A 15,474-nucleotide genomic window follows, 5' to 3' on the forward strand; every position below is an offset into this window, starting at 1 on the left:
GTAGCCGGATTCGCGGCGCCCACCCTGCTCGACGATGACCTGCACGTTGAAGCGCACCAGCGGGCGCACGTCGGCGGCCAGCGTGCCGTCGGCGCGGGCGACCAGCACCGTATCGACCGCGGCCGACAGCGAGGCACTGACCTGCACCACGCGCGGATCGGCGGCGCGCACCCAGGCCTCGATCTCGCGCAGCTTCGACAGCTTGCCTTCCGGCGCGAAGCGGTCGATGGGGTCGATGGCCGGGTACAGCGAGTGGCCGGCCACCTGGACGCGCTGGCCGCGGGCGGTCTTCAGGCCCTCGCGGCTGATCGCGCGGGCGGCGCGGGCGGATTCAAGCAGCGCCGGCAGGTCGATTTCGTCGGTGTAGGCGAAGCCGGTCTTCTCGCCGCTGATGGCGCGCACGCCGACGCCCTGCTCGATGCTGTGGGCGCCGTCCTTGACGATGCCGTCCTCCACCGTCCAGCTCTCGCGGCGGCTGTGCTGGAAGTAGAGGTCGCCGTCGTCCACACCGGGGCCAAGCAGTTCGGCCAGCGCGCGATCGACGTCGTCGAGGCCGAGGCCGGTCGGCGTGAGCAGCGTGCGTTCGGCGAGTTCAAGCGGCGTCATCGGGGATTCCTTCGGGGGTGTCGCGATTCGGGGTGGTGCGGCGCGGGCCGCGTTCGACGACGTCGACGTCGGGCTGGGCCCAGGGGCCCTGCACGCTGTAGACGGTGCGCGTCGCCTGCTTCAGCGGCACCTGCAGGACAGCCTGTGCCACGGCGCCGAGGGCGGCACCGGCCGGCCCGCCGGTGACCGCGCCGATCGCCGGGAGCACCCCGCCGGCCTTGGGCAGCACTTCGACGCGCTGGTCGTACTCGCGCGAGGCCAGCGCGGTCGTGCCGCTCACGTTGATTTCCGCGGAGGGCCCATCGATACGCAGGTTGGCGGTTCGCGCATCGCCGCCCTTGAACTCGAAGTCGCCGCTCATGCCGTTGAAGGCGAAGCCCTTCGAGAAGAAATCGCTGAAATCGAGCGTCAGGCGGCGCGGGATCTCGGCGATGGAGACCAGCCCGATGAACCGGCCGGTGCCGGGTTCGACATCGAGCAGTCGGCCGGCGCCAACGTCCACGCGCAGGTTGCCGTCGAAGCGGTCGAGCCGGAAGCTGCCCGGCGAGCCCGGCCAGTCGCCGACCATGCGCGACTTCACCGGCCCCTCCTCGACCATGCCCGTGAAGCCGAGCGCATCGAGCATGCCGCCTAGGCTGTCGGCATCGAAATCCACCGCGAAGCGCGAGCGGGTCTGCCCGCCGATTCGCGTCCAGTCACCGCTGGCCATCACCGTCAGCGCCTCGGAGCTGGTGCTGAAGCGGTCCACATGCATGCCTTCCGGCGTCGGGAAGGTCTGCAGCTCGGTGCGGCCGAGCCGCGCTTCGCCGAGGCGGAAATCCTCGATCCGGAACTGCAATGGCGGCAGTCCCGAGGGGTCGGTCTGGTCGACGGCCGGCGTGGACTCGGCACGGCTGCCGGTCATCGCCTTGGTGTCCATCGGAGGCCAATGCAGGCGCGCGAAGCGCCCGTCCACCGCGGCGCCTTCGGCCGAGGGCACGCGGATCTCGCCGGCGATGGCGGCGCCGTCGAAGCCGACCCACAGCCCCTGGGCCTCGCGCCGCAGACGCACCCGGCCTTCGCCGAAGCTGCGGTCGAGCACGTCGATGGCGCCCACCTGCACATCGACGGACTGCAGGCCGCCCTGCCCGGTGCCACCGCCGGACGCCGCCGCCACCCAACCGCCGATGTCGAGGCTGGGCACCTGGCCGCGGACGGCAATACCCGCCTCGGGAATCGGCAGCGGGTCGCCGATGCTGCCGAACTCGGCGACGGCGGCGAACGGGCGCTCGCCGTCGGCCATCCGCCCGCGCAGTTGCATCAGACGGCCCAGTCGCAACTGGAGCGCGCCGGCACTGGCCGGCAGCGGGAGATCGAGACGCAGCGGCAGCGGCGTGGCCGCACTCTTGCGCAGCGGCGCCGGCAACCCGAGGCGGGTGCCGACGAGGTCGGACCGGAGGCTGAGGCGTGCCGGCGGCGGGGGCGCATCGGCGCGCGGCCGCGGCACGTCGACGCGCACGTCCCACAGGCTACGGCCCTCGAGCCAGGGCTGCAGCCATGCGAGCTCCGGGCTGCGTTCGAGCAACTGCGACGGCGCCAGCGCGGCATCGAGCTGCAGTTCGGCCACGTTCTCGGCGTCACGCACCATATCGCCGACGCGCAAGGACAGCGCGCCCTCGCTGTCGCCGTAGCGCACCGGCAGGGCGTCGGCGAGGAAGCCCTTGTCGGTGAAGGGAATCGCGCCGCTCAGGCCCTCGAAACCGATCTTCCAGCGCGCATCGGCGACGCTGGCGTTGTCGAGCGAGAGCGCTCCTTCCACCACGCGCTCGCCGAGATCCTTCCGCAGCGGCAGCTTCAGGCGCAGGTCGACCGCCGCCGGGCCGCTGATCGACAGGGCATCGATGTTCGCGCGCTGCGGCGCGTAGAGCGGGCTCTGCATCACCAGCGTGCGCAGGCCGCCGGCATCACCGCCACCGCGCACGGCGAGGTCGAGCCAAGGCGCCTTGAAATCCTCGATGGCACCGCTGGCATCGCCCACCACGGTATCGAGCAGGTTGGCGCGCATCCCGGTGAGCGCCATGCCCGGGCCGGTGAACAGCGCCTCGCCATGGAATGCGGTCGCCGCCGGCCACGCGTTGTTGAACTTCAGCGTGACGTCCTCCAGCGAGACGCGCGCATCGAAGCGTCCGCCGCCGTCGCGGAACGGCCAGTGGTCGAGATCACCGCCCATCGCGACCCGTCCACCGCGCGCCTGCCCGGCCACCAGTGCGGTGTCGAGCCACTGACGCACCGGCGGCTTCATCGTGGTCTGCAGCCAGAAGCGCTTCGCGTCCACCACATCGAAGTCGGCGAGGTCGGCGGCGAGGTCGAGCGTCGGCCGCGTGCCGTCGCCTTGGAAGCCCAGGGCGAAGCGCGTGTCGATCCGCAGGCCCGGCGCCTCGATGCCGAGCGCGTCGCTGCCGAGGCTCCAGCCCTCGCCGTCGCGCCAAAGCGCCAGCTCACCGCGCAGGCCGAGCGGCAGGACTGGCCCGAATTCCGCCGGCCAGTCGAGGCCGATCGGCGCCCCATCGAGGGCCAGCACGCCTCCTTCAGCGTCGAACGCCACCTCGCCCGCCAGGCTGCGCAGGCCGGGACGCGAGCCGACAGGCGCGAAACCGACGTCTTCGAGCGTCGCCCGACCGGCGAAGGCTCCCGGCAGCGACGCGGGCACCGACAAGGCACGCACCGTGCCGGACGGACGCGCTTCGGCCACCCACGCGGAGACACCGCCCGGCAGGCGGTTGCTGAGGGCACCGAGGGCCAGCAGCGGCCCCATGTCGATGCGCTCGGCCTCGATGGCGAAGCGCTCGCCACCCGCCATCCAGAATCCGTCGATGCGCTGCTCGCTCGAGCCATTGGCGAACGTGCCGGTCGGCACGGAGACCTGCCAGCCCCGAGCCTCCAGACGCCACTGCGCATCGAAACCGGCGCGCTCGAAACGCACGGGCGGCAAGGCCGTACCCACGCGACGCAGGCTCACGCCTTCCAGTGCCGCGCGCACCTGCACACGGGCGATGCGGCGATCATCCAACTCCACCCACGCGCCCAATTCGCCTCGACCGGCGAGCGGCTCGACGCCCAGCGCCGCGAGCAGCGGGCCCCATGCCGGCAGATCGACCTGTTCGGCGCCCACCCAGAGGCGCCCGAGGCGGCCGTCGCGGGCGACATCGGCGCTGACGTCCAGCGGTGCGCGGCCGTCCGCCGACCACAGGCGGACACCGCCACGCACCTGCGAATCGCTCACGCGCAAGCGGCCATCGATGCGCGGCAGCGTGTGGTCGATGTCCCAGCGCTCGGCGAGGATGCGCAACCTCGCGTCCTGCACGCGCAACTCCCCGAAACCGGCGAGGACGTCGAAGGGATCGATACCCGGCCGTGCGGGTTCGGGCAGGCCGCTCATGCGCCAACGACCTTCAAGATCCTGGTGCAACGTGAGCGACAGCCCATCGACACTCAGCTCGGTCAGCGGCATGCCCGGGAAGAGGCCGGAATACACCGACACCTGCAGGTCGGCGCGCCCGATGGCGAGCTGCCGATCGCCCTCGCCGACCACCAGGCCGTCCAGCGCGAAACGCGGGCCCTGCCGGGTCCATCGGGCATCGATGCCGCTGAAGCGCACCGGCTGCCCCACGCGCTCCGAGAGCCAGCGCGCGACCTCGTCAGGATGCTTCTCGACGGCCGGCAGGAACTGGTTCGCCACCGCGACGAGCAGGGCCACGACGATCAGTACGACCAATACCCCGTAGCCGCCGATGCGGCGGCAGCGACGCCACCAGCGGCGTGCGACGGAGGCCATGGCTCAGGCGCAGCTCACAGCAGGACGACGTCGTACTGTTCCTGCCCGTATTGCTCGTCGGGCTGGAAGCGGATGGTCTTGCCGAGGAATTCCTCGAGTTCGGCGACGGCGACCGACTCCTCGTCGGTGATGCGTGCGACGACATTCGGTGCGGCAATCACCAGCAGGCGCTCGGCCTCGAACTGACGCACGGCGCGCGTGACCTCGCGGAAGATCTCGTAGCTCAACGTCTCCGGCGACTTCAGCATGCCGCGTCCGCTGCAGGTCGGGCAGGTCTCGCAAAGCTGGTGCTCGAGGCTCTCGGTGGTGCGCTTGCGCGTCATCTCCACGAGGCCGAGCGGCGAGAAGTCGTACACCGTCGTCTTCGCATGGTCGCGCGCCAAGGCCTTCTCCAGCGTGCGAAGCACCTGGCGGCGATGGTCGGCGTCGTGCATGTCGATGAAGTCGATGATGATGATCCCGCCGAGGTTGCGCAGCCGAAGCTGCCTCGCCACCGCCTGCGCGGCTTCGAGGTTGGTGCGGAAGGCGGTTTCCTCGAGGTTGCGCTGGCCGAGGAAGGACCCGGTGTTGACGTCCACCGTGGTCATCGCCTCGGTCTGGTCGACCACGAGGTAACCGCCCGATTTCAGCGGCACTTCCTTCTGCAGCGCGCGGGAGATCTCGTCCTCCACGCCGTTCAGGTCGAACAGCGGCCTCTCGCCAGCGTAATGCTCGATCCGCCCGGCCAAATCGGGCATGAACTGGCCGGCGAAGCGCAGCAGCCGTTCATGCGTCTCGCGGGAATCGACCAGCACGCGGTCGATCTGCGTGCTCATCATGTCGCGCAGGGCGCGCATCGGCAGCGACAGGTCCTCGTAGATGCGGGCGCCCACCGGCGTGCTGGCGCTGGCCTCGCGAATCAGCTGCCAAGCGAGCCGCAGGTAGGCCACGTCGGCCTCCAACGCGTCGCGATCCAGCCCTTCGGCATTGGTGCGGACGATGAAGCCCATGCCGCTGCCTTCGGCCAGTTCGGTCACCAGCCCCTTCAGCCGCGCGCGCTCGGTGTCGTCCTCGATGCGCGCGGAGACACCGATCACCTTCGAATAGGGCAGCAGCACGAGGTAGCGCGACGGGATGCTGACCTGGGTGGTGAGGCGGGCGCCCTTGCTGCCGATCGGGTCCTTCACCACCTGCACGACGATCTCCTGGCCCTCGTGCACCAGCGAGGTGATCGACGGCGGCGGCGCCGGCGGCCCCAGCTCCTCGCTCTCGGAGGGCTGCACCTGCGGGACGCGGACGATGTCGGAGGCGTGCAGGAAGGCGGCGCGCTCGAGACCCAACTCGACGAACGCGGCCTGCATGCCCGGCATCACCCGCTGCACGCGACCCTTGTAGAGGTTGCCAACCACGCCCCGGCGCAAACTGCGCTCGATGTGCAGCTCCTGCAGCATGCCCTGCTCGGCGAGCGCCACGCGCGTCTCGCGCGGCGTGACGTTGATCAGGATCTCGGCGCTCAAATCGTCACTCCGTGGCGGCGCAGCAGCGCGGCCGTCTCGAACAGGGGCAGGCCCATCACGCCGGTGTAGCTGCCGGAGAGATGGGCGATGAAGGCCGCCGCGCGGCCCTGGATGGCGTAGGCCCCGGCCTTCCCCTGCCACTCGCCGCTGGCGAGGTAGGCGTCGAGGGTCGGCTCGTCCAGGGCAGCGAAGGTCACTTCCGACATCGACGTGGCCGAGGCCTCGCCGCCGGCATGGAGCAGCCAGACCACCGTGGCAACGGCATGGGTCCGCCCCGAGAGCCTGCGGAGCATGCGCGCCGCGTCCGCGGCATCGGCGGGCTTGCCGAAGACCTCGTCGTCGAGGATCACCTCGGTGTCGGCGGCCAGGACCCTCGCCCCGGGCACCGCGGCCACGGCGAGCAGGCCAGCACCGGCCTTCTCGCGGGCGACGCGGTTGACGTAGTCGAGCGCCGGCTCGCCCGGCTGGCGGACCTCCGGCACATCGACATCGAGGAGGCCGGGCTCGACGCCGAGCTGCTGCAGCAGCGCACGACGACGCGGCGATTGGGACGCGAGATAAAGCATGCCCCAAGCATAGCCGCCCGTTCAGGTCGCAGGCACGCTAGCCTTACGCCATGAAACGGCAGCCCCCCCAACGCCGACGCACCCGCTTCGCCCTCTGGATGGGCGCAGCGCTGCTGTGCGTCAGCAGCGCCGCGCTGGCCCTGAGCGAGGATCGTCGCTTCAGCGACTTCGCCATCGACAACTGGACCGTCGCCGACGGCCTTCCCCAGGTGGCCGTGCAGAGCCTCGCGCAGGACGGCGACGGCTACCTGTGGGTCGGCACGCAGTCCTCGATCGCGCGCTTCGACGGCGTGCGCTTCGAACCCTTCGATCGCCGCCGCACGGGCGGCATCGACACCTCGATGGCGGAATCGAGCTACCGCTCGCGCGACGGCGATGTCTGGTTCGCCAACCGCACGGGTGCCCTGCGCCTGCGCCGCGACCGCGTGACGCGCGTTGCCGCCGCGGGCACCGGCGTGGCGGTTCAGGCCATCACCGAATGGCCGGTAGGGCGGATGCTCTTCGGCACGGCGCGCGGCCTCTACGAGAAGGAAGGCGAAAGCCTCGTCCCCGCCGGCCTCGAAGGCCTGGACATCGGCGCGATGGTGTCCGACGGTCCGGTGCTCTGGATCGGCGCGCGCGGCCGCCTGCTGCGGCGTGAAGGCGAGCAGACGCGCAGCATCGCCCTGCCCGGCGGCGAGGACCTGCGCATCACCCACCTCCTCGCCGATGGCCCCCGGCTGTGGATCGCCACGCCGCGCGGGCTGTGGCTGCAGGACGGCGACCGACCGCCAGCGCCGTTCGCGCCGCTTCCGGAGCTCGCCCGCCAACCGATCGAAACCCTGTGCACCGACAGCGGCGGCAGCCTGTGGATCAGCACGGCACCGCGGCTCTACCGGCTCCGCTCGAACGGTGAGCTCGACGCCATCGAGGACGCGCAGTTCGTCCGCAATCCCTGGGTGAACGCCTGTTTCGAGGATCGCGAGGGCAACCTGTGGCTGGGCAGCCAGACGGAAAGCCTGTTCCGCGCCTGGGATGGTCTCGTCACGCGCCTGACCGAAGCCGACGGCCTCGTGGACCCCTTCGTCTGGGCCTTGGAGGACGACGGCCGGGGCGGCGTCCTGGTCGGCACCAATTCGGGGCTGTCCCAGTGGCGCGACGGCCGCGTCGAAACGCTCGTTCCCGGCAGTGCGCTGCCGGAAGCGGCGGTCTACGAATTGGCGCGGCTCGACGCGGAACGACTGTGGATCGGCACCCGCGGCGGCCTGCGCGAGCGCTCGAACGGCCAGCTGAGCGTCCCGCGCGGCGCCGAGACCCTGGAAGGCACGCAGATCAACGTGATCGCCCCGACGGCCGAGGCGATCTGGGTGGGCACCTCCAACGGCCTCTATCGCTCGACGCCGGACGACGGCCTGCGGCCGGTTGGCGAAGGCGCCTTCGAGGGTTCGGCGCTGCGCATCCGTTCGCTGCTGCCGATCGATGGCCAGCGCGTGCTGGTCGGTACCGAGGACGGCCTGCGCTACGTCGACGGCGCCCAAGTGAGCGTTCCGGACTGGGCGCGCACGCTGCGCGGCCGGATGGTGAGCAGCCTGCTGCGGCTGCCGAACGGCCTGCTGGTGGCGGGAACGCTCGATTCCGGCCTGACCCTCGTCGCCGGCGAGCGGGCGATCACCCTCGATGAGGGCCTGCCCACGATGAACGCGTGGACGCTGCGGGCCCACGACGACTACCTCTACGTGAGTTCGATCGAAGGCCTGTACCGCATGCCGCTGTCCCGGCTGCCGGACCCGACGACCACGAATGCCGACGCCGCGCACGGCGCCGAGGTCGGGGCCTCTTGGGTGCTGTCCATGGCCGGGCGCAACCAGAGCGGCCAGCGGGCGCGCTGCTGTAACGGCGGCGCCCGCTCGCGCGCCCTGCTCGTCGGCGGCCAGCTCTGGCTGCCTTCGATCTCCGGCGTGCTTCGTGTCGACCTCGACGCCATCGGCAGCGGCAGTACCGAGCCGCTGGTGCACGTCGAAGCCGCCACCGTCGGCGACCGCCGCCACCCCGCGGATGCCGGCCCGCTGGTGCTCGACGGCGAGCTGCGCGACCTGCGCTTCGACTTCACCGCGCTGAACTTCCGCAGCCCGCGCGCCATGCGTTTCGACTATCGCCTCGACGGCTATGACCGTGATTGGGTCGATGCCGGCGACCGGCGCAGCGCGTTCTACACCAACCTGCCTCCGGGCGACTTCCGGTTCCGGGTGCGCGCGCGCGACGAATTCGGTAAATCGGTGCAGGCCGGCAATCCGCTCGACCTCCGCGTCGAACCACGATGGTCGGAGCGACCGGAACTGCGCGTGCTCGCACTCGTGGGCGGCCTGCTGCTGCTCGTGGCGGGCGTGGTGCTGGGCCAGCGCCGGCAACGTTCCCGCATGGCGCGCCTGCAGACCCTCGTCGATGAGCGCACGGCGCAATGGCAGCGGGCGAACGAGCGCCTCGAGCAGGCGAACGCCGTGCTGGCCGTCGAAAGCCAGACCGATGCGCTCACCGGCTTGCCGAACCGCCGCGCGGTGTTCCAGCAGATGCCGGCGATGCTCGCCCGATACCCGGAAGGCGTGGTGCTGGCGCTGGTGGACATCGACCACTTCAAGCACGTCAACGACGACTACGGGCACGCCGCCGGCGACACGGTGCTGCGTGATTTCGCCGGTTTCCTTCGCCGGGCGACGCGCGAAGGCGACCTGCTCGCGCGCTGGGGCGGCGAGGAATTCATCATCGTGTTCGGCGGCCTGCGCGAGGACGCGGTCCCCGCACGCATGACCCGGCTGCTCAACGACGGGCACAGCCTCAACTTCGATCTCGGCACCGAGCGGCCGCTGACATTGACCTTCTCCGTCGGCTGGACCCGGCATCCGCTCGGCGCCACCGCCCAGTCCGACTGGGCGCACGCGCTGGAGCTGGCCGACGCCGCGCTCTACCAGGCGAAGGCCAGCGGAAGGAACACCTGGGTGGGCCTCACCGCGGGCCCGCACATGGGCGATGCCGCGCTTGGCGGCCATCCGGGCAAGCGCATCGCGGAACTCGTCGGCGAAGGCCGCCTGCAGTGGCAGAACCTCCGCCCCCGCCTCACGCCCGTGCCCCGCGAGGAGCGTTCCGCCTAGGCGCGATGGTAGGGGTGGTTGCCGAGGATCGAGCAGGCCCGGTAGAGCTGCTCGGCCACCAGCAGGCGCACCAGCATGTGCGGCAGCGTCATCGGCCCGAAGGCCCAGCGCTCGTCGGCGCGCGCCCAGACGTCGGGCGCATGGCCTTCCGGCCCACCGATCAGGAAGGCGAGATCGCGCCCCTGCTGGCGCCACGCGGCGAGGCGTTCGGCGAGTTGCTCGGAGGTGTAGGGCTTGCCGCGGCCATCGAGGGCGACGACCCAGGCGTTCTTCGGCAGCGCGGCGAGCACGCGCTCGCCTTCGTCATGCATCGCACGGGCGGCGTCGCGGCCTTTGCCGCGCATGCCGGGCGCCACTTCGACGAGTTCCAGCGGCAGCTCGCGCGAGAGGCGCTTGGTGTAGTCGGCGTAGCCCTCGGCCACCCAGCCGGGCGGCCGTTCACCGACGGCGATCAGCTTCGCTTTCAGGCGATCAGGCTTCCGGCGGCTGGTCGCCGACCGTCCACAGGCGCTCCAGCGCGTAGAACTCGCGCACGCGCGGCAGCATCACGTGGACCACGACGTCGCCGAGGTCGACCAGCACCCACTCCGCTTCGCGCTCGCCTTCGACGCCCAGCGGCTGGTAGCCGGCGTGCTTCGAGGCCTTCACCACTTCGTCGGCCAGCGACTTCACGTGGCGGGTCGAGGTGCCCGAGGCGATCAGCATGTAATCGCAGACCGAGGTCTTGCCGCGCACGTCGATCTCGACGAGGTCCTTGGCCTTGATCTCCTCGAGCGCCGCGGTGGCGAGCTTCAGGAGGTCGGCGGGGGCCGGCAGCGGGTTCGGCGGCTGCGGCTTGATGACATGCTGCGGATGCGACAACGGGGCGGTCCTGTGTGGGATGGCGCGGAGTATACCCCCGACCCTCCCGGCTCAACCCGGCGCCAGGTCGCGGTAAAGGCCCCGGGCGGCGATGACCGCCGCCACGCCCGCAGGCAGGCCGAAGGGGGGCCGCCGGCCGGCCACGGCCTCACGCACGGCGGTGGCGCTTTCCGGCTGAAGTGGCAGGTCGAGCACCGCGACGCGCCCGGCAGGCGCTGTGTGGAAATCGGCCGGCTCGGTGGCCCAGCGGCCGTCCAGCGCCTCGCGCAAGGCCGGCGGGAGGCCTTCGAGGGCGCAGCCGGGGCGGCGCGCCACCAGCAGGTGGGCGAGGTCGAACAGCGCGCGCCACTCGTGCCAGCCGGTGAGGCCGAGAAAGGCGTCGGCACCGAGGACGAAGCCCAGCGGCCGGGCCTCGCCGTGCTCCGCTCGCCATTCGCGCAGGGTGTCGACGGTGTAGCTGGGGCCTTGGCGCGCCCCTTCGCGGGGGTCGATGGCCCAGGTGCCCACCGCGGGCGGCGGTTCGCTGGCCAGGGCGGCGCGCAGCAGGTCAAGGCGATCCGCGAACGCGGCGCCCGGCGGGCCGCGATGCGGCGGGTCGGCGGCGGGCACGAAATCGAGGTGCGCTGCCCCAGTGGTGGCCAGCGCGGCGCGCGCGACGGCCAGATGGCCGAGATGGACCGGATCGAAGGTGCCGCCGTAGAGCAGGTGCAGGGAAGCGTCGGTGGCAGGCGTCATGCGGCGCGCTCCGGGCGGCTCACTTCGCCAGCAGGGTCATCGCCGCGCGAGGGCGCGCGACCGCCAGCAGCAGGCGCTCGAGAGCGCGCCACGCATCGCCGCTGGCCCGCCCCTTGGCCATGCGCTCCACCTCGCCGACGGCGATCGCGAAGCGCTCCCAGGACGAGGGCGGATGCCGTTCCAGCGCGCGGGTGTACTGCGCCATCTTCGATTCCCAGAGCTTCGCCGCGCGCATCTCGGCCATGACGTTGCCACCGCGGGCCTTCACCGCGGCGAAGCCTGCGATCTTGGTGATCTCGCCGAGCGTCCAGCCCAGCAGGCCGGCCACCTGCTCGCCCTCGCCGCGCAGCGCGGCGAGGATGCGCGGCACGCGGGCGGCTTCGCCGGCCAGCGCGGCGTCGACCAGCTTGAAGACGTCGTAGCGCGAGGCCTCGGCGACCAGGCGCTCAAGCGTCTCGAGATCGATCGGGCCGGTGCCCTGGTCGAGCAGCAGGGCCAGCTTGTCGATCTCCTGCGCCGCGGCCAGCAGGTTGCCTTCGACGCGTTCGACGAGGCGCGCCAGCGCTTCCGGCGTCGCGGAAAGGCCCTTGCGGCGCAGGCGGGTGGCCAGCCAATCGGGCAGCTCGTGTGCCTTCAGCGGCCACACCGGCACCATGTGGCCCGCGGCGGTGATCGCTTCGCTCCACTTGCCCGCGTGCTGGCGGCTCCAGTCCTGTGCGGTGATCAGCAGCACCGTGTCGGGCGGCGGATTGGCGCAGTACTCGCGGATCGCCTCGCTGCCGTCCTTGCCGGGCTTGCCGCTGGGCAGGCGCAGGTCGAAGAGGCGGCGTTGCGCGAACAGGCTCAGCGAGGCTAGGCCCTGCGTGAGCCGGTTCCAGTCGAAGTTGCCCTCGGCATCCAGCACCTCGCGCTCGCCGTAGCCTTCGGCCTTGGCCTTCTCGCGCACGGCGTCGGCGCATTCCTGCACCACCAGCGGCTCGTCCCCGGCGATCAGGATCACGGACGGCAGCGCCTCCGCCGCCACCCGCTTCATGAAGGCGTCGGGGCGGATCTCCGCCATCAGTCGGCGCGCAGGGCGAGGTCGACGCGGCGGAGGATCGCCGCCTGCATGTCGCGACGCAGCTCCTGCTGAATGATCTCCTGCTCGCCCGGGTTGCCGAAGGCCTCGGCGGCCTCGTAGACGTAGTCGCGCGTCAGCTCGACCGTCTGCTGGTCGAGGCGCTTCCCGCCGGCGGCATCGACGAGATCGAAGGTCACGCGATACCGGGTTTCGACCTCGCGCACGGCGACGAAGGCGTCCACCGAGATCGGGCGGGTTTCCCAAGTTTCGGCGGTGATCGCCAGCTTGGCGGCACCGTCCGCCGCTTCCGTCGTGCTCGCGCCGGCACGCTGCAGCGAGCGGCGCAGTTCGTCGGCCAGCGGGCTGTAGGGATCGGCCGCGGTCACCGCGATGGCGCCGAAGCCCTCGGGCACCTTCAGCGCGCCGCGCGGAGCGAAGCCGCAGCCCACAGCGAGGGCGGCGACGAGGGCGGGAACGAGGAAGCGAGCGCGCATGCGGGTCATCCGACGACGATGTTGACGATCTTGCCCGGGACGATGATCACTTTCTTCACCGCCTGGCCTTCGATGAACTTCACCACGTTCGGCTCGGCCAGCGCCATCGCCTCGATGGCGGCCTTGTCGGCGGCGGCCGGCACCTCGATGGTGCCGCGCAGCTTGCCGTTGACCTGAACGGCCAGCGTCAGCGAATCGCGCACCAGCGCCGCCGGGTCGACCGCCGGGAACGGCAGCGTCTCCAGCACCGTTTCCGGGTGGCCCAGCACCTGCCACAGCGCGTGGCTGGTGTGCGGCGTGATCGGGTTCAGCAGCAGGGTGACGGCCTCGAAGGCCTCCTGCCGCAGCGCGCGGGCGGCGTCGCCGGCCTCATCAAACTTCGACAGCGCGTTCAGCAGCTCCATCACGGCGGCGATGGCGGTGTTGAAGCTGTAGCGGCGCGCGTAGTCGTCGGTGATCTTCTGGATGGCCTCGTGCAGCTGGCGGCGGATCGCCTTGCCGGCGGGCGACAGCGAAGCGGTATCGAGCTTCGGCGCCGCACCCGCATCGACGTGCTTCTGCACCTGATTCCACAAGCGACGCAGGAAGCGCGCCATGCCCTCCACGCCCGACTCGTTCCAGTCCAGCGACTGCTCCGGCGGCGCGGCAAACATCGAGAACAGGCGCACGGTATCGGCGCCGTAGCGATCGACCATCACCTGCGGGTCGACGCCGTTGTTCTTCGACTTCGACATTTTCTCGGTGCCGCCGATGGTCACCGGCTGGCCGTCGGCGCGAAGCTTGGCGGCCACCACGCGACCGCGTTCGTCGCGCTCGACGTCGACATCGGCCGGGTTGTGCCAATCCTTCGAACCGTCGGCGTTCTCGCGATAGAAGGTCTCGGCAATCACCATGCCCTGGCAAAGGAGATTGGTCGCCGGCTCGTCGCTGTCCACGTAGCCCGCATCGCGCAGCAGCTTATGGAAGAAGCGGAAGTACATCAGGTGCATCACGGCGTGCTCGATGCCGCCGATGTACTGGTCGACCGGCAGCCAGTACTTGGCACGGTCGTCCAACATGTCGGTGGCACCCGGGCAGCAATAGCGCGCGTAGTACCAGCTCGACTCCATGAAGGTGTCGAAGGTGTCGGTCTCGCGCTCGAAGCGCTGGCCATTCGCATCGGTGACCTGGCGCCACGCCGGGTTCGATTTGATCGGCGAAGCCACGCCCTCGAAGCGCACGTCTTCCGGCAGCACGACCGGCAGTTGCTCCTCCGGCACCGCGTGGGCGTTACCCTCGGCGTCGTAAAGCATCGGGATCGGGCAACCCCAGTAGCGCTGGCGGGACACACCCCAATCGCGCAGGCGGTAGTTCACGCGGCGCGTGGCCTTGTCGCCCAGCAGCGCGGCGGCTTTGTCGAAGGCAGCCTTGTAGCCCAAGCCGTCCATCGCGCCGGAATTCACCGTGCGCAGCGACGCGGCGGTCTTGTCGCCGTACCAGTCCTGCCAGCGGGTGGCGTCGTAGCTTTCGCCGTCGACCGCGATGACCTGCGTGATCGGCAGGCTGTACTTGGTGGCGAATTCGAAGTCGCGCTCATCGTGGCCGGGCACGGCCATGACGGCGCCGGTGCCGTAGCCCATGAGCACGAAGTTGGCGATCCACACCGGCACCTTGGCGCCACTGATCGGATGGATGGCGAACAGGCCCGTCGCGATGCCGCGCTTCTCCTGCGTCTCCAGCTCCGCCTCGGACACGCCGCCCTGCTTGCAGCCGGCCACGAAGACCGCGACCTCGGGGTTCATCGCCGCGGCTTTCGCGGCCAGCGCGTGCTCGGCGGCGACGGCCACGTAGGTGACGCCCATCAGCGTGTCGGGTCGGGTGGTGAACACCACCATCGGCTCGGCCTCGCCTTCAACGGCGAAGCTGATCTCGAGACCTTCGGAACGGCCGATCCAATTGCGCTGCATGGTCTTGACCGATTCCGGCCAGCCCGGCAGCGCATCGAGGCCGTCCAGCAGCTCCTGCGCGTAGTCGGTGATCTTGAGGAACCACTGCGGGATCTCGCGCTTTTCCACCAGCGCGCCGGAGCGCCAGCCGCGGCCGTCGACCACCTGCTCGTTGGCGAGCACCGTCTGGTCGATCGGGTCCCAGTTCACGACGCTGTTCTTGCGGTAGACGAGGCCCTTCGCATACAGGCGGGTGAAGAACTGCTGCTCCCAGCGGTAGTACTCCGGCGTGCAGGTGGTGACCTCGCGCGACCAGTCGTAGGCGTAGCCCAGCGACTTCAGCTGGTTGCGCATCTTCCCGATGTTCTCGTAGGTCCACTTCGCCGGCGCGGTGTTGTTCTTTATCGCGGCGTTCTCGGCCGGCAGGCCGAAGGCGTCCCAGCCCATCGGCTGCAGCACGTTGAAGCCCTGCATGCGCTTGAAGCGGCTGATCACGTCGCCAATCGTGTAGTTGCGCACATGGCCCATGTGCAGCGCGCCCGAGGGGTACGGCAGCATGCAGAGCGCGTAGTACTTGGGCTTGGACGGGTCTTCGACGACCTCAAAGGCCTTGGCGCTGTCCCAGCACTGCTGGGCGGCGGCCTCGAGGGCCTTGGGCTGGAAGCCGGTCTCGGCGGTGTCGTTCGGGGCGGTGGATTCGGCGTGCATGGGGTCTCGGCGGGGGCGCCCACGGCGGGCTGCCCGGAATTCGGCAAGCCGCCAAGGGTACCGCAGCGGCTGCACAGGCCGTAG

General features: G+C 70.8%; 11 protein-coding genes. 1 reads left to right on the plus strand and 10 read right to left on the minus strand.

The window, feature by feature from the left end; all coding sequences use genetic code 11:
* From ACIQ6S_RS12435 to ACIQ6S_RS12450, 4 genes are all read right to left on the minus strand, one after another.
* Window positions 1–606, minus strand: a 606-nt coding sequence (locus ACIQ6S_RS12435; protein WP_397608638.1) for a PmbA/TldA family metallopeptidase, incomplete at its 3' end; no start/stop codon positions are given.
* Window positions 593–4,420 carry a YhdP family protein gene (locus ACIQ6S_RS12440; RefSeq protein ID WP_397608639.1) on the minus strand — a complete coding sequence of 1,276 codons (3,828 nt, stop codon included), beginning with the start codon at window positions 4,418–4,420 and terminating at the stop codon, window positions 593–595. The genes ACIQ6S_RS12440 and ACIQ6S_RS12435, both read right to left, overlap by 14 nt.
* Window positions 4,421–4,434: 14 nt before the next feature.
* Window positions 4,435–5,916 (minus strand): ribonuclease G, encoded by a 1,482-nt coding sequence (gene rng, locus ACIQ6S_RS12445; RefSeq protein WP_297866858.1) that lies wholly within the window; start codon window positions 5,914–5,916, stop codon window positions 4,435–4,437.
* The gene (locus tag ACIQ6S_RS12450) at window positions 5,913–6,482 is read right to left on the minus strand and encodes a Maf family protein (protein WP_397608640.1); all 570 of its coding nucleotides are present in this window, start codon (window positions 6,480–6,482) and stop codon (window positions 5,913–5,915) included. Before ACIQ6S_RS12450 ends, rng begins: the two co-directional genes overlap by 4 nt.
* A 50-nt stretch (window positions 6,483–6,532) precedes the next feature.
* On the opposite strand from ACIQ6S_RS12450, the gene ACIQ6S_RS12455 reads away from it, so the two are divergent.
* A complete protein-coding gene (locus ACIQ6S_RS12455) occupies window positions 6,533–9,607 on the plus strand; it encodes a diguanylate cyclase domain-containing protein (protein ID WP_397608641.1) in 3,075 nt (1,024 codons plus the stop codon).
* Here the strand turns inward: ACIQ6S_RS12455 and rlmH are convergent.
* The 6 genes from rlmH to leuS are packed head-to-tail and all read right to left on the minus strand — an operon-like array spanning window position 9,604 to window position 15,390.
* Window positions 9,604–10,074 carry a 23S rRNA (pseudouridine(1915)-N(3))-methyltransferase RlmH gene (gene rlmH / locus ACIQ6S_RS12460; protein ID WP_397572820.1) on the minus strand — a complete coding sequence of 157 codons (471 nt, stop codon included), beginning with the start codon at window positions 10,072–10,074 and terminating at the stop codon, window positions 9,604–9,606. The genes ACIQ6S_RS12455 and rlmH overlap by 4 nt on opposite strands.
* Before the next feature lie 4 nt (window positions 10,075–10,078).
* Window positions 10,079–10,468, minus strand: coding sequence for a ribosome silencing factor (gene rsfS / locus ACIQ6S_RS12465; RefSeq protein WP_397572806.1), 390 nt, complete (start codon window positions 10,466–10,468; stop codon window positions 10,079–10,081).
* Window positions 10,469–10,519: 51 nt separating this feature from the next.
* Window positions 10,520–11,203 carry a nicotinate-nucleotide adenylyltransferase gene (gene nadD, locus ACIQ6S_RS12470; RefSeq protein ID WP_397608642.1) on the minus strand — a complete coding sequence of 228 codons (684 nt, stop codon included), beginning with the start codon at window positions 11,201–11,203 and terminating at the stop codon, window positions 10,520–10,522.
* 19 nt (window positions 11,204–11,222) lie between these two features.
* Window positions 11,223–12,263, minus strand: a complete 1,041-nt coding sequence (holA, locus tag ACIQ6S_RS12475; RefSeq protein WP_397608643.1) for a DNA polymerase III subunit delta — start codon at window positions 12,261–12,263, stop codon at window positions 11,223–11,225.
* Window positions 12,263–12,757, minus strand: a complete 495-nt coding sequence (gene lptE, locus ACIQ6S_RS12480) for an LPS assembly lipoprotein LptE (RefSeq protein ID WP_397608644.1) — start codon at window positions 12,755–12,757, stop codon at window positions 12,263–12,265. Before lptE ends, holA begins: the two co-directional genes overlap by 1 nt.
* 5 nt (window positions 12,758–12,762) lie before the next feature.
* A complete protein-coding gene (leuS, locus tag ACIQ6S_RS12485) occupies window positions 12,763–15,390 on the minus strand; it encodes a leucine--tRNA ligase (protein ID WP_397608645.1) in 2,628 nt (875 codons plus the stop codon).
* Window positions 15,391–15,474 lie beyond the last annotated feature (84 nt).

Origin of the sequence: Silanimonas sp. (assembly GCF_044377035.1) — a bacterium.
Lineage (GTDB): Bacteria > Pseudomonadota > Gammaproteobacteria > Xanthomonadales > Xanthomonadaceae > Silanimonas.

What these genes read in the sequence shown, in the direction of transcription:
- ACIQ6S_RS12440 (WP_397608639.1), bottom strand. Translation starts at nt 4,420, where the DNA reads ATGGCCTCCGTCGCACGCCGCTGGTGGCGTCGCTGCCGCCGCATCGGC.
- ACIQ6S_RS12450 (WP_397608640.1), bottom strand. Translation starts at nt 6,482, where the DNA reads ATGCTTTATCTCGCGTCCCAATCGCCGCGTCGTCGTGCGCTGCTGCAG.
- ACIQ6S_RS12455 (WP_397608641.1), top strand. Translation starts at nt 6,533, where the DNA reads ATGAAACGGCAGCCCCCCCAACGCCGACGCACCCGCTTCGCCCTCTGG.
- nadD (WP_397608642.1), bottom strand. Translation starts at nt 11,203, where the DNA reads ATGACGCCTGCCACCGACGCTTCCCTGCACCTGCTCTACGGCGGCACC.
- holA (WP_397608643.1), bottom strand. Translation starts at nt 12,263, where the DNA reads ATGGCGGAGATCCGCCCCGACGCCTTCATGAAGCGGGTGGCGGCGGAG.
- lptE (WP_397608644.1), bottom strand. Translation starts at nt 12,757, where the DNA reads ATGCGCGCTCGCTTCCTCGTTCCCGCCCTCGTCGCCGCCCTCGCTGTG.
- leuS (WP_397608645.1), bottom strand. Translation starts at nt 15,390, where the DNA reads ATGCACGCCGAATCCACCGCCCCGAACGACACCGCCGAGACCGGCTTC.